14 protein-coding genes and 2 pseudogenes are annotated in these 13,198 nt (G+C 69.3%); 11 read left to right on the forward strand and 5 right to left on the reverse strand.

Annotated elements, in window-relative coordinates; translation table 11 throughout:
* The 3 genes and pseudogenes from ACNFOC_RS39720 to ACNFOC_RS39730 form a co-directional block, all read left to right on the forward strand.
* Positions 1–208: pseudogene (locus ACNFOC_RS39720) on the forward strand (hypothetical protein); the annotation flags it as partial.
* A complete protein-coding gene (locus ACNFOC_RS39725) occupies positions 208–537 on the forward strand; it encodes a hypothetical protein (protein ID WP_416963865.1) in 330 nt (109 codons plus the stop codon). The pseudogene ACNFOC_RS39720 and the gene ACNFOC_RS39725, both read left to right, overlap by 1 nt.
* Before the next feature lie 335 nt (positions 538–872).
* Positions 873–1,157 carry an arsenate reductase/protein-tyrosine-phosphatase family protein gene (locus ACNFOC_RS39730; protein WP_416963866.1) on the forward strand — a complete coding sequence of 95 codons (285 nt, stop codon included), beginning with the start codon at positions 873–875 and terminating at the stop codon, positions 1,155–1,157.
* On the opposite strand, the gene ACNFOC_RS39735 is transcribed toward ACNFOC_RS39730, so the two are convergent.
* Positions 1,139–2,338, reverse strand: a complete 1,200-nt coding sequence (locus ACNFOC_RS39735) for a UDP-N-acetylglucosamine--N-acetylmuramyl-(pentapeptide) pyrophosphoryl-undecaprenol N-acetylglucosamine transferase (protein ID WP_416963867.1) — start codon at positions 2,336–2,338, stop codon at positions 1,139–1,141. The two genes, ACNFOC_RS39730 and ACNFOC_RS39735, sit on opposite strands and share 19 nt — an antisense overlap.
* A gap of 30 nt (positions 2,339–2,368) precedes the next feature.
* Here ACNFOC_RS39735 and ACNFOC_RS39740 point away from each other — a divergent pair.
* The 4 genes and pseudogenes from ACNFOC_RS39740 to ACNFOC_RS39755 form a co-directional block, all read left to right on the forward strand.
* Positions 2,369–2,512, forward strand: a pseudogene (locus tag ACNFOC_RS39740) (XRE family transcriptional regulator); the annotation flags it as partial.
* Positions 2,513–2,586: 74 nt separating this feature from the next.
* On the forward strand, positions 2,587–3,516 hold the full coding sequence (locus ACNFOC_RS39745) for a hypothetical protein (protein ID WP_416963868.1): 930 nt from the start codon (positions 2,587–2,589) through the stop codon (positions 3,514–3,516).
* 189 nt (positions 3,517–3,705) lie between these two features.
* A complete protein-coding gene (locus tag ACNFOC_RS39750) occupies positions 3,706–4,386 on the forward strand; it encodes a hypothetical protein (RefSeq protein WP_416963869.1) in 681 nt (226 codons plus the stop codon).
* Between the two features lie 29 nt (positions 4,387–4,415).
* Positions 4,416–4,577: a hypothetical protein gene (locus ACNFOC_RS39755; RefSeq protein WP_416963870.1), complete on the forward strand. Its 162-nt coding sequence runs from the start codon at positions 4,416–4,418 to the stop codon at positions 4,575–4,577.
* A 341-nt stretch (positions 4,578–4,918) separates the two neighbouring features.
* Here ACNFOC_RS39755 and ACNFOC_RS39760 read toward each other — a convergent pair whose 3' ends face one another.
* The 3 genes from ACNFOC_RS39760 to ACNFOC_RS39770 all read right to left on the reverse strand — a co-directional run bounded on the left by ACNFOC_RS39760 (position 4,919) and on the right by ACNFOC_RS39770 (position 8,140).
* Positions 4,919–5,533, reverse strand: coding sequence for a TetR/AcrR family transcriptional regulator (locus tag ACNFOC_RS39760; protein ID WP_416963871.1), 615 nt, complete (start codon positions 5,531–5,533; stop codon positions 4,919–4,921).
* Positions 5,533–6,381 (reverse strand): oxidoreductase, encoded by an 849-nt coding sequence (locus ACNFOC_RS39765; RefSeq protein ID WP_416963872.1) that lies wholly within the window; start codon positions 6,379–6,381, stop codon positions 5,533–5,535. The genes ACNFOC_RS39760 and ACNFOC_RS39765 overlap by 1 nt, the downstream gene beginning before the upstream one ends.
* Positions 6,382–6,652: 271 nt before the next feature.
* Complete coding sequence (locus ACNFOC_RS39770; protein ID WP_416963873.1) at positions 6,653–8,140, reverse strand: aldehyde dehydrogenase; 1,488 nt, start codon at positions 8,138–8,140, stop codon at positions 6,653–6,655.
* Between the two features lie 107 nt (positions 8,141–8,247).
* Between ACNFOC_RS39770 and ACNFOC_RS39775 the strand changes: the two genes are divergently transcribed.
* Positions 8,248–8,847 (forward strand): TetR/AcrR family transcriptional regulator, encoded by a 600-nt coding sequence (locus tag ACNFOC_RS39775; protein WP_416963874.1) that lies wholly within the window; start codon positions 8,248–8,250, stop codon positions 8,845–8,847.
* Positions 8,848–9,174: 327 nt separating this feature from the next.
* Here the strand turns inward: ACNFOC_RS39775 and ACNFOC_RS39780 are convergent, their stop codons facing one another.
* Complete coding sequence (locus ACNFOC_RS39780; RefSeq protein WP_416963875.1) at positions 9,175–10,074, reverse strand: alpha/beta fold hydrolase; 900 nt, start codon at positions 10,072–10,074, stop codon at positions 9,175–9,177.
* Between the two features lie 57 nt (positions 10,075–10,131).
* Between ACNFOC_RS39780 and ACNFOC_RS39785 the strand changes: the two genes are divergently transcribed.
* From ACNFOC_RS39785 to ACNFOC_RS39795, 3 genes are all read left to right on the forward strand, one after another.
* Positions 10,132–10,743 carry a TetR/AcrR family transcriptional regulator gene (locus ACNFOC_RS39785; RefSeq protein WP_416963876.1) on the forward strand — a complete coding sequence of 204 codons (612 nt, stop codon included), beginning with the start codon at positions 10,132–10,134 and terminating at the stop codon, positions 10,741–10,743.
* Between the two features lie 312 nt (positions 10,744–11,055).
* The gene (locus tag ACNFOC_RS39790) at positions 11,056–11,943 is read left to right on the forward strand and encodes a CPBP family intramembrane glutamic endopeptidase (protein ID WP_416963877.1); all 888 of its coding nucleotides are present in this window, start codon (positions 11,056–11,058) and stop codon (positions 11,941–11,943) included.
* Positions 11,944–11,995: 52 nt separating this feature from the next.
* The coding region (locus ACNFOC_RS39795) for a sensor histidine kinase (protein WP_416963878.1) at positions 11,996–13,198 on the forward strand (1,203 nt) is incomplete at its 3' end.

Here is a 13,198-nt window from a genome sequence, read left to right on the forward strand (position 1 = left end):
CCCGGCGGGCGCGAGCAGCGCGGACACCGTCGCTCCTAGGCTCGGTCCGTACGGCGTGCTCACATCCACGGTGAACGCCCGCACCCTCGCCGCCCACGAGCAGGAACAGGCTCGTCAGCAACGCCGCCGCCTAGCCCTCGTGCTAGCCGCCGACTTCGGGATCGACCTCGACCGGCACCTGGTCGGCGCGGGGAAGGTGGCCGCCTGATGGAACCGGTCACCGCTCCCCGCCTCCTGCCCTGGCAGTCACCGGAGGGCAAGCCGTGCTTCCTCGTCTCCGGCGGCGGGTACCTCTCGCGTCTCGCCGACGACATGGAAGCCGTACAACTGGCCGCCGCCGTGGACGTGGTCGGCCACGCCCGGAAGGTGCTCGGCGACCCCATGTCCCCGTACGCCGAAGTGCGCTACGCCGGAGTACGGCTCGCCGAGTGCCTGAACGACGTTCTGCGCGTCGCCGAGTCGCGTGGCCTGCGCCTGCCCGGGCCGGACGCCGAGGGCGCCGACGAAGTCGAAGCGGGCGAACGCGGCACGGTGTAACCGCCGACCGCTACCTGGGAGGCCGTTGACGGACCAGGGGTCGCCACGGCTCCCGTTCCGGCCGGGATCGCGCCGACCGGCCGGAACGGGCTCCAGCTGAGCCTCTTTCAGGTTGACAGCAGGTCGCGGAACCTATCGCGGGCCTCGCACTCGGGACGATGCGCGCAGTCCGCCCCGTGCGTTCACCGGGCCATCCAGCGCCTCGTTTCCATGGCCAGTCCCGAGTGGCGCCTTCGGGCCAGACGGTCCGAACCGGTATGCCCTTCCCGCGTGCGTAGGCGACGACGTCGGCGGTGCCGCCGTAGCCGCGGGTGGGCCGGGGCGCCGACCCCACCATGGCCGAGGCCGCCGCACCGTACGGCTACGACCTCAGCTCACACCGCGCCCGCCAGATCGACCGCGACCTGATGAACTGGGCCGACACCATCCTGGCCATGGACGCCTCGAACTTGACGGCGCTGGCCGAGCTGTCCGACCGTGACGCGAGCAGCGGACTGGCGCTGTACCTGGGCGACCGAGACGTACCCGATCCGTACGGGCTACCCGGCGCAGCATTCACCGACTGCATCGAAATGATCGTCGCGGGCGCCGCCCGGCACCTTCAACGCCCGGACGACTGACCGACGGCGGACAGCAGCGCATCCACCAGCCGGTCCGCCGCGTCGGGGCGGCCGTGAGCACGCGCCCGCTCAGCCATGCTCACGCGCCGCACCGGGTCGGTGAGCAGCGGACCGACAGCAGCCTGCAGCGCCGCCGGTGACACCTCGTCCAGGAGGGCGACGGCGGCACCAGCGTCCTGCAGATGGCGCGCGTTGTGGGCCTGCTCGTTGCCGGCCGACGACGCCAGCGGGATGAACACCGCCGCCTTCCCCAGAGCCGTCAGTTCGGCGATGGTCCCGGCGCCGCTGCGGGAGATCACCACATCGGCCAGCGCCAGCACGTCGGGCAGCTCGCTCCCGACGAACCCGGTCAGGAAGTAGCGACCAGCAAGGGCGGGTGGCAGGTTGGCTGCCTGCTCGCGCATGGCGGACAGGTTGGCCTCGCCGCACTGGTGGATGACGTTCGCGTGGCCCAGCAGCCACGGCAGGATCCCGCCCATCGTCTGGTTGATCTGGGCGGAACCCTGAGCACCACCCGTGACGTACACGGTCGGCAACGAGCGGTCGAAGCCCGTCAACGACAGGGCGTGGACCGCCTTGTCCGCCTCACCAGTAAGCACCTCAGGCCGCACAGGGTTGCCGGTCACCACAGCGCTGGCCCGAGCCGCCTCCGGCAACAGCGGAAGCGTGGACTCAGACGACACGGCGAAGACGGCCGCCGCTCGCGCAAGGGCCTTGTTGGCAAGGCCAAGACGGACCGTCTGCTCGTGCACCACCAATGGGCGTCGGCACATCTTCGCCGCCAGCCCCACCGGCACGGCCACATAGCCGCCCGTGGCGAGCACCACGTCCGGCTGGAAATCAGCGACGATCTTCCGCGCCTGGCCGACACCGCGCGGCACGTTCGTCATGTCCTTCACGTTGGCCGGAGAGATCAGCTTCAACGGGTTCTTCGAACGGCGGATCTTGCCCGTGGTCACCTCCGCGAACGGAATGCCTTCAGCAGCGGCGACACGAGCCTCCAGGCCGCTCGCCGTCCCCACCCAGAGGACCTCAAGTGCCCTGCCCGCGGCGGCCAGACGAGCTTGCAGTGTCCGCACCGCGGTAAGCGCCGGGTACGTGTGGCCGCCGGTCCCGCCGCCTGTGACGATCAGGCGGAAGGGCGCCGCAGGGCTGTTACCGCCGGGGAAGAAGTCAGCCATTCCGAGAGACTAGCGCGACGCCCGGTGGACTTGGCGCTCGGCGACTACTCGACCGCCGAGTACCACGCCCACTGCTACCTGTCGGCCCTCCGACCCCACATGATCCGGTCCCAGGCCATCGCCACGACCCGGCTCGCACCCGCCCAACTTGCCCAGGGCGCTCCCGAAGCCTCCGGGCGGGTGCACTGACGCTGCCGCCCCACCCGGCCGAGCTGACGGCTCGTCCGACTGGGCTACGCTCGTTCGGCATGACGATCGAGGTGTATGTCGAGCAGTTCCTCCTGTGTGCACTCGACGCGTCAGGGGGCGGTCTCAACGAGTTCCTGGACCCTGAGGCGATCATGGAGTCCGCTCAGCTCGACGCATCGGAGAAGGATGCCGTCGTCTCGTCACTCATCGCCCAGCGATACGTGAGCAGTGAGGGCGAGCGAGCCGATGGTTCCGTACATCTGATCAGGCTGACGGCCAACGGCTTGGAGCATGCACGGCACTTGCGCCGGATCTCTCAGTCGAGGGCCGAACGCGACATCTATCTCCACAACGTGCTGGTGCGCTGGGCGTACGAGCACACCCCTCCCGCGGGTTCGGCGAGTCTCCAGGAGTTCGCAGGCGACCAACGCTGGTGGTTCGCCGGAACCCAGGTCACCTGGGACGAGGTAGAGGCCGCTGTCGGTTTCCTTGAAGCCGAGAGACTTCTCGCGGTGGAGCGTACCGTCGGCCGCATCGGAGTCCGGCCAACTCCCCTGGGCATTAAGTTTGCCCACTCCCACATGACCTTGAGGACCTTCATGACCACCCAGCAGCCGCAGTCTCCCGGCGTCACGAACAACTTCGGCGACAGCATCGTCGTCCGCGGGTCGGTATCCGGCAGCGCTCTCGCCACCGGCGGTAACAACACGCAGACGGTCACGCACGGGGTGGACGCGAGCGCGTTGGCGTCGCTGATCACTCAACTGCGCCAGGTGGCACCCTCGTTGCAGCTCCCCGCGGACGACGCCCAGGACCTCTTCGAGGAGATCGACACCCTTGAGCGCGATGGGGACGACCTCAGCCGGGGCCAGCGGATCTGGCGCAGGATCGCGCGCATCATGACCCCTGCCGTCACATCTGCCGCCGTGGCAGGCTCCGAACAGGCCGTGCAGGCCGCCATCGCGGCCGGTTCGCAGCTGTTCAGCTGACCTGTGGATCAGCCGAGGATTCCTCCTCCGGCTTGCCTGCCCTGGCCGGACAGGTTGTTTCGGCTGGTTCCTGAGGAAACAGCGGGTGGTTGATGGGCCCCTGGCCTGCTCTGACACGTACAACAGCCCACGATTCCAACTCGGCTGTTTCCGGCCCGGCGAGCCGTCAGCGGTCTACGATCGTTCAGCATGACACTCCTGCGGTTGGTCGCGCAGTTCGTGCAGGCCGCGTTCGAAACGCAGCCGCCCGACACCAGGGTCCTGAATGTGAAAGAGGCCCTGCGTGCCGCCCAGATCCACAAGGCGTACGAAGCGGACATTCTCGGGATGCTGCAGGAACACGACGTCGTGCAGAATGAACTGGGTTTCATCACGTGGCGGTGGGTATGGACAGACAAGGGGTTGCTGCACGCACAGCAGTTGCGGCAAGACTCGCAGGACAGGGCCCAGCGGGATATACACCTCCACAATGCGCTGGTGCGCTGGGCATACGAGAACTGCCCTCGCCCCGCAGGATCAGTAGATTTCACGGAGTTCGCCGGCACAGAGGGCTGGTGGTATCTGGGAACCGAGGTTTCCTGGGATGAAGTGATCGATGCCCTTCTCTATCTCGAAGCTGAGGGCCTTCTCGCCATGGAGCGTCTCCCCGACGGCGGCGCACTCGTTCGGCCGACCAACATGGGCATCAACTTCGCTACGGGGCGCGAGGACTTGAGGACCTTCATGACCACCCAGCAGCCGCGGAGCGCCGCACCCGTCACGAACAATCACAACAGCATCACCGTCCACGGAAGCGTGCACGGTAGCAACTTCGCCAGCGGAAGCCACAACGATCAGACCATCACGGGCGGCGGAACGCACCCGCTCTGACATCGCTCGTCAGCCGGCTCCGCCAAGCCTTGCTTGCCCTGGATCTGCCCGCAGACGACGCCCAGAGCCTCGCCGACGACATCAACTCCTTGGAACACGAGGGCAGCGATTCCGGCTGCGAGGGCGATGACGGCCTGGACGTCCTTGCCGTCAGCCGGATCGACAGCCCCATCTGCGTGAGCGATGCGTGAGCGGACGGTGTGGCAGCAGCCGTCCTGACGCGGACCGCGCCTCATAGCGAACCTGCACTGACCAGGTGGTTGTGCGGACACCAGGTCAGCCGTCCGTAACCACCCAGCAAGATCCGACCAGGACTTTTAATCCATTGGTTGTGGGTTCGAGTCCCACAGGGTCTACCGGTGGTGGGCGGGGGATATCGCCTCTGGCCTGCTGTGGAGCGCCCCGACCGGTTCTGACTGGTCGGGGCGCTCTGGTGTCTTCGGTCGCGTGTGTGAGCGGAGGGGCTGGGGACACCCTGTCGTGAAGGCGTCCGACTCGCTCAGGGTCGGCCCGGACCGTCGTGCCAGGTGTATCAGGTGGTCAGGCCGGCGCTGACCAGCCAGATGTGTTCGCAGGTCGAGGATGCCTTCTGTAGATTCTCGCGGGACTCCTGCGAGGCGTGGTAGAAGGTCCGCTCGATCATCCAGCACAGGGCGCGCGCCATCGCCGACGCTTGTTCCGGTTCGGTGCCGGGCTGAATGCCGGCTCGTTCCAGGACAGCGGTGATGGCTGTGATGAACAAGTCGGCCGTACGGCTCCACAGTTCGCCGATCTCCGGGACGGTCAGTGACAGGTCGATCGCCGTGCGCATGACCAGGCCGTGCTCGTTCCACAACTCGACCGTGCGCTCCATGGCTGCCGCGATGGCCTGGCGCGGCTCGTCGGCCTGCGCGGCAACCCGGGACCGCTCCCACAGATGCTCGACCGTTCGGGCCACCAGCGCCGTGACCACTTCTTGCTTGGAGCCGAAGTAGAAGTACAGGGCGCCTCGTGTGATGCCGGCGCCCTGGGCGATGTCGCCGACGGTCATCGCGTCGTAGCCCTTCCGCGCCAGCAGAGCTTCGCAGGTGTCCAGAATGGCCCGCTCCCGGACATCGCCCTTGCGTTCGGTGGCGCGACGGCTTCGCGCGAGGTGGTCGCCGGGCATCAGAGCTGAGCACCCTCGGCGAAGTCGGTCGTACGGGAGAGCGTTTCCCACGCGCGGATGTCCTCGTCCACGGCCGTGCGCGCGGCGGTGACCAGTCGCAGCGCGTCCGAGCCCAGGACGAGGTGGGCCGGCGGCTGGTCCACCGACGTGATGTGCAGGACGGCGTCCCCGGCCTTGGCCGGGTTGCCCAGTTGGTTTCCGCTGGCCTTCTGCCGCGCTTCGCGGATCGGGGCGAACAACTCGTCGTAGTCGTCGATGGACTGCGCGACGCGTGACATGGACCGTCCGGCCCAGTCGGTGCGGAAGGAGCCGGGCTCGATCGCCGTCACATGGATCCCGAACTGCGCGACCTCCTTGCCCAGCGCCTCAAGGATGCCTTCCAGCGCGAACTTGCTGCCGCAGTAGGCGGACAGACCGGGTACGGCCATGAGTCCGCCCATGGAGGTGACGGCCATCAGGTGTCCGTGGCGGCGCCGGCGCATGTGGGGCAGTGCTGCCTGGAGGGTGGCCACCGTCCCGAGTACGTTGACCTCGAACTGGCGCCGCACCTCGGCCAGCGGGGTCTCCTCGAAGGTGCCCTCCACGCCGTAGCCGGCGTTGGCGATGACGACGTCCAGAGCTCCGACGTTCTGCTCCACCTCTGTGATCGCGTTCGAGACGGCGTCGGCGTCCGTCACGTCCAGGATGCGGCCGTGGGCGTGCCCGGGTTGGAGCTCTTCGAAGGCCCGCAGGTCCTTCTCCGAGCGGACCGTGCCGACGACGGTGTGTCCGGCGGCCAGGGCCGCTTGGGCGAAAGCACGTCCGAGGCCCGTGCTGACGCCGGTGATGAGCCACGTCTGTTCCTGCACCGTTCCTCCAGCTGGGACTCGGAAGGAGCCTGGTTGCCCCCTCATCCCAAATTCTACATGGCGTCGATTTTTATCATCGCCGTGCAGATTCCTGTGTCCTACGGAGCGACGTGATCGACGATCGTCCGGAGGAGGCGCGAGTTCCTTCGCCATGTCTCGCGGAGGGTGTCGATCTGCTCGCGCTGCGGTTCGTCGGACGAAGACGGTCCGGTCCGAACAGTCGGGCTCGGACCGGACCGCGCTCCTGTTGTCCGTCCGGACCGCGCTCCTGTTATCCGTTGATCACGCGGAGGGGTTCGCCGTCGATGAAGATGACGTGGGTGTTGAAGAAGGCGTCCAGGCCCTCGGGGCCGAGTTCGCGGCCGTAGCCGGACTGCTTGACACCGCCGAACGGCACGCCGATGTCGACGGTGATGCCGTTGTTCAGGTTCACCGTGCCGGAGTTGATCCGCTGGGCCACGCGCAGGGCGTGCTCGGTGTCGGTGCTGTAGACGGCGCCGGACAGGCCGAACTCGGTGTCGTTGGCGATGCGGACGGCTTCCTCCTCGTCGCGGTAGGTCAGGACGGTCAGGACGGGGCCGAAGATCTCCTCCTGCGCGACCCTGGCGTCCGGGGAGACGCCGGTGATGATCGTGGGGGCGATGTAGTAGCCGACGTCGTGGCCGGGGGCCCGGCCGCCTCCGACGGCGAAGGTGCCGCCTTCCTTCTGCGCGGAGGCGAGGTAGTCCAGGACCCGCTCGTAGTGCTTGCGGGTGACCATCGCGCCCACGTCGGTGGCCGGGTCGCGGGGATCGCCCACGGTCAGTGCGGCGAACGCCTCGGCGAGGGCGGAGACGATCTCGTCGTGCCGGTGCTCGGGCACGATGAGCCTGCTGGGGTTGGTGCAGCTCTCGCCGTTGTTCCCGGTGACGCCCGGCACCAGGGTCTCGACGATGCGGTCGAGGTCGGCGTCGTCGAGCACGAGGGCCGGTGACTTGCCGCCGAGTTCGAGGGTGAGCTGCTTGAGGGTGTCGGCGGCCGCGGCGGCGATGCGACGGCCGACCACGGTGCTGCCGGTGAAGGTGATCTTGTCGACACCCGGGTGGCGCACCAGGTGATCGCCGCCCGCGGGCAGGGCGTTGACGATGTTCAGCACACCGGCGGGCAGCCCGGCCCGCAGCGCGGCGTCGGCGAAGTAGCCCGCGCTCAGGGGCGTGTCCTCGGACGGCTTCATGATGACGGTGCAGCCGGCCAGCAGGGCCTGCGGCAGCTTGAACGCGGCGAGTGCGAGCGGGGCGTTCCACGGGACGATGGCCGCTACGACGCCCACCGGCCGCTTCTCGATGCGGGCGCTGACTCCCGACAGGCCGGTGCGCAGTTCGGTGAGTTCCGTCGTGTCCGCCAGGGAGGCGTAGTAGCGCAGCAGGCCGGGCATGGTCAGCGCCCCGCCGCGGCTCTGGCCGACGGTCAGGCCGGTCTCGGCGACCAGTACTTCGGTGACCGGGTCGGCGTCCTTCTCCAACTCGTCGGCGAACCTCGTGAGGATGTCGGCGCGCTCCCGCAGGGTCAGTCGGGGCCACGGGCCGGAGTCGAACGCGGCACGGGCCGCGTCGACCGCCGCGTCGACGTCCTCGAAGGCCGCCGCGGCAGCCGAGCCGATCTCCTTCTCGGTCGCGGGGTCGACGACCGGGATGCGCTCGCCGGTGGAGCCGGGACGCCAGGTGTTGTTGATGAACAGGTCCCGCTCGAACACGGGCGAGGTGGGTGAGGAAGCACTCATGACAGACCCTTCGCTACGGCCAGTAATGAAAATAACTGGATAGTTATCATCTAGCACGCGAGGTTCGAGGTTTGTCAATAACTGGTTGGTTACCTTAGACTGGCCGCATGGCCTACGACTCTGCGGCAACCCGCGCAAAGATCCTCCGGGCGGCGATCGAGGAGTTCAGCGCCGCCGGCTTCGCCGGTGCCCGTATCGACCGCATCGCCGAGGTCTCGGGCGCCAACAAGCGGTCCATCTACGTGTATTACACGAACAAGGAGCTCCTGTTCGCCGCCGCCCTGCATGAGGTCATCACCGAGCTGAACGACGCGGTGCCGCTCACCGAGGACGACCTGCCGGGCTACGCGGGCCGCATGTTCGACTACCTGACCCGGCACCCCGCCGCGCTGCGCATGCACCTGTGGCGCCAGCTGGAACGGCCCGAGCTGGGCCCCGACGCGGCCGACGTGTACAGCGACAAGATGGCCCGCATGACCGCGGACTCGACCGCCGGGCAGCTGCCATCGACCGACCTGCTCGTCCTCATCACCGGACTCACCCAGAGCTGGGTCCTCGCGCCACGGGATCTCCTCACGGCCGCCGACGGCACCGACCCCTACCGGCCGGAACGGCTCGCCGAACACCGCGCCGTCGTCGTCGAAGCCGCCCGCCGCCTCTGCGCACCCGCCCCGGCAGCCCCGGCAGCCCCGGTCGGCCCGGCATAGCGACACGGCCGCCGCCGTGGCCACCCCGAGATCCTCTGTGCCGTGTTCGGGCGGGCGCCGGGGGTGCGGCCACCCTCCTGGTGCAGCGCGGCCGTTGCTCTTGAGGAACTCGCCCCATGGCTCTCAGCGGCAAGCCCGTGGTCGCCCATGCGTCGACTTCAACAGCCGTTCTCCACAGCCGATTTCTGCCTCAGAGGGCTGGGTGGGCCTTCTTGAGGCGTTGCCGGCGGATGAGGCTGCATGCCAGGGAGGCGAAGGCGTCGTGGAGTTGGTGAAGCTCCGCCTGTCGTACGCGTCGTACGCGAATTCGGCCGTCTGGCGTGCCCGCTACCGGTCGCCCGCGAGGAAGTTCTCCAGGATCTCGACGAACCGCGTCGGCTGCTCCTCGGCCGGGTAGTGGCCGCAGTCGTCGAGGACGACCCCCGTGACGTCGTCGGCCGCCAGCCGCATCGTCTGGGCGGCGTTCTCGCCGCTCCACAGCGCGCCGCCGACGCCGAGCACCGGCAGCGTCAGCCGGGTCTTGCCGCGCTGCTCGTTCTGCGCGATCGTCTCGTCCAGCGCCCGGTAGTACGCGAAGCTCGCCCGCAGCGCGCGAGGATCCGCGGTGATCGCGTCGACGTAGACATCGACGGCGTACGCGGGGATCGCGGTCGGCGTGGCGGCCTTGGTGGCGAACTGCCAGCCGAAGAAGAGCTGTTCCCGTCCCCGGACCAGTTCCTCGTTGAGGTCGTCGAGTCGGTTGAAGCCGAACTGCCAGAGCCTCTGGTTGGCCGCGGCCGGGCCGAAGAACGGCGGGGACGGCGTGAGACCGGGGATCACCGCTTCGACGATGGCGAGCCGGCCCACCCGCTCGGGGTGATCGGCGGCGAGGGCGTATCCGGTCCACGTGCCGATGTCGTGGCCGACCACGTCGAACCGGTCGTGCCCGAGCGCGGCCATCAGCGCGACCAGATCGGCGGCGAGCGTGCCGGCGTCGTACCCGTCGTCGGGCTTGTCGGAGAGCCCGGCGCCGCGCGAGTCGACGGCGACGACGGTGTGCCGGCGGGCGAGCGCGGGCATCACCTCCCGCCAGGCGTACCAGGTCTGGGGCCACCCGCCGATCAGCAGCAGCGCCGGGCCGTCCCCGCCGGTGACCGCGTGCAGCCGCAGCCCGTTCACCTCCACGAGCCGGCTGGTGAAGACGTCGAGGAATCCGTCGGGCAGTCGTAGCGAACTCAAGTTGGTCATGGCGGCGACCATACCCATCTTTGAACGATCGGTACAAGATGTGTAGAGTGACGGACCATGGCAGGCCGCAAGCAGTTCGACGTGGACGAGGCGCTCCGACGTGCGATGCACGTCTTCTGGCGCTGGGGTTATTCGGAGGCCTCGATCGATCGCCTGACCGAGGGCACGGGCCTGGGTCGGGGCTCGCTCTACGGCACCTTCGGCGACAAGAGCGCCCTCTTCCGCAAAAGCCTCGAACGGTACGCGCAGACCTACCACCCGCTGTACGAGCAGGCGCTGTCCGGCCCCCATCCGAGCCCGAGCGCCGTTGTGGCCGCCTACCTTCAGGTCGCCCTGAACCGCATCGCCGACCCGACGGTCCCGGACGGCTGCCTGGTCACGGTGTCGGCGACGCAGTTCCCGGCGCTCGACGCGGAGGGCCGGGCGATGGTCCGCGCCATGATCGACGTTGTGCGGGCGATGCTGGAGCAGGCGTTGCTGGCGGCGGGGGCCGGTGAGGAGGAGGCGGTGGAGCTGGCGTTGTGCACACTGGCGACGAACAAATCCCTGGCGGTGCTGAGCCGCGCCGGCTTCTCGGGCGAGGACCTGGCGACTGTCGCGGCGGCCGCTGCCAGGAATGCGAACGCTGTGCCGAATCGGCCGGCTGAACCGGCCGAACCGACTGGCTGAACCGGTCGAACCGGCTGGCTGAACCGGCCGGACCAGCCGAACCGGCGGGGCCGCGGTAGGCGGGAACGACTCCATCGTTGCCAATGGATCCACGGAGACCTTGGGGCAGTCGGCGGCTCGGCGGGAAATGACTCGGCCCAGCCCTCAGGCGAAGGGGGCGAAGCCGACCGAACCGTACGGCAGGCGCGGCGCATCCCCCGTGAGAGCTACCCGGACCGTCCCTGCGCGGGTGATTCGCGGATTCCGGTGGATTTCTAGCGTGGTCGTCAGGTCGGTCGCCGTCGGAGTGGCCGTCGCCGCAGGGAGGCCACGATGAGCACGCCGTCCGCCGCACACGACGACGCAGGGTCCCGCCCGGACGAGGACGGTGGCGGCCGGGGCGACCGGGGTGGTCGTCTCGGCCGGATCGTCCGCGCTCCGCTCGGCTGGATGCTGACGGGTTTGGTGGGTGTCGGCCTGGTCTCGGGGCTGACCGCGACCGGCCCCGGTCCGGTGCCGGTGCTGGGCGCGGTCGCGGCGGTCGCCGTGTACTGGGTGGTGATGCGCCGGGTCGCGGGACGCTCCACCCCGGAGATCGCCCGGCAGGGGGCCGGCCGGGAGGCGCTGTACGGCGGTGCGGTCGGCCTGGGCTTCGTCCTGGTCTCCGCCCTCCTGATCACGGTGTTCGGGGGCTACTCGTTCTCCTGGGCGGGCAACGGCTTCTTCTCCGTCGTCTGGTCCGCCGCGATGGTGCAGGCCGGCGCCGCGGTCACCGAGGAGCTGATGTTCCGCGGTCTCGCCCTCCAGGCTCTGGAACAGCGGTGGGGCAGCCGGGCCGCCATCGTGATCACCGGCCTGTTCTTCGGCGTCGCCCACCTGGCTGCTCCGGGAGCCGGCCTGTGGAGCGCGCTCGCCATCGCCCTGGAGGCCGGTGTGATGCTCGGCGTCGCGTTCCTGTGGCGTCGTAGCATCTGGTTCGTCGCGGGCCTGCACTTCGCCTGGAACACCGCCGAGCAGCTGCTCGGCATCCCGGTCTCCGGACACACTCCCAAGGGCCTGTTCACGGTCGACACCCACGGCTCCGCCCTGCTCAGCGGCGGCACCTTCGGTCTGGAGGCGTCGATCGTGCCCGTCCTCATCGGTGTGCTGCTCACCGTCCGGATGGTCGTCCTCGCCGGCCGGAGCGGCGGTCTGCGGCCCCGGCGTCCCGTCCAGCGCTGAGACAGGCCGCCGCACGGGACACCGGCTGATCGATCGGAGGGAGAGGCAAGCGATGTTCCATCAGGGCCTTTCGCGGACACCGTGGTTGCGGGTACCGCTGGATCGGTGGAAGGAGCAGGACGCCTTCCTCAAGGACGGTGCCCTCGCCCTGGCGCTCACCGTGCTGGCCTTCGTGCCGACCCTGTCGGCCATCGGGGCGCAGATCGGCGATCTGCCCGAGCGGCCGGCGGACGCGCTGAGCCTCGGACTGATCCTGGTTCTGGCCCAGACCCTGCCGCTGGCGGCCCGCCGCCGCTGGCCCGCGGGATGTCTGGCTGTCGTAGCCGCCGCGTTCGCCGTGCATCAGGCGCTGGGTTACGCGACGACGTTCGGCAGCATGGGGCTGTATCTGGCGCTGTACTCGGCCGGAGCCCATCAGGTCCGCTTCCGCCGAGGTCTGGCGGCCGTGGCGAGTGCGGGGTATGTGGTGCTGGCCGTCGTCCTGCACCGGCTCGGCTCCCCGCAGGACACGACGGACTATCTCGCCTTCTATCTGGTGCTGGCCGCGGTCCGGCTGGTGGGGAGCGGTGTGCGCAAGCGGCGCGGCGAAGAGGCGGAACGGCGGCGGCTGGCCGCCGAGTTGGCCACGGCCGCCGAGCGGGCGCGGATCGCCCGGGAGCTGCACGACGTGGTCACCCACCATGTGACGGCGATGGTGGTGCAGGCGGACGCGGCACAGTTCCTGATCACGTCCGCGCCGGAACGGGCCACTACGGGAATGGCCTCCGTCAGCGACACCGGCCGCCGGGCCCTGACGGAACTGCGGTATCTGCTCGGGGTGTTGGAGGCGACCGGCGAGTCCGCGACTGCCGGGTCCACGACTGCCGGGTCCACGACTGCTGGGTCTACGACTGCCGGATCCACGACCGGTGGGTCCGCGACCGACGGCCCCGCCCCTGAGAGCTCCTCGCACGGGAGCCGGGGCCCCGCCCTCGGCCGACTGGGAGACCTCGTCGAGCAGGCCCGCAGGTCGGGTCAACCGGTGGAGTTCAGCGAGCGGGGCGAGCGGCAACTCCGGGGCGTGGACGTGGAGTTGGCCGCGTACCGGGTGGTACAGGAAGCGCTCACCAACGCGATGAAGTACGCGACCGGGCCACGGGTCCTCGCCGTCGCCGAGGTTCTCGCACTCGAAGCCGTAGAAGTGCCGGTTGCCGTCGGTGTTGGCCTCGTTGTCGTGCGGCAGCGCCTTTTCGGCGATCACCGCGCGCAGGACGTC

Origin of the sequence: Streptomyces colwelliae, assembly GCF_048158785.1 — a bacterium.
Taxonomy (GTDB): Bacteria; Actinomycetota; Actinomycetes; order Streptomycetales; family Streptomycetaceae; genus Streptomyces.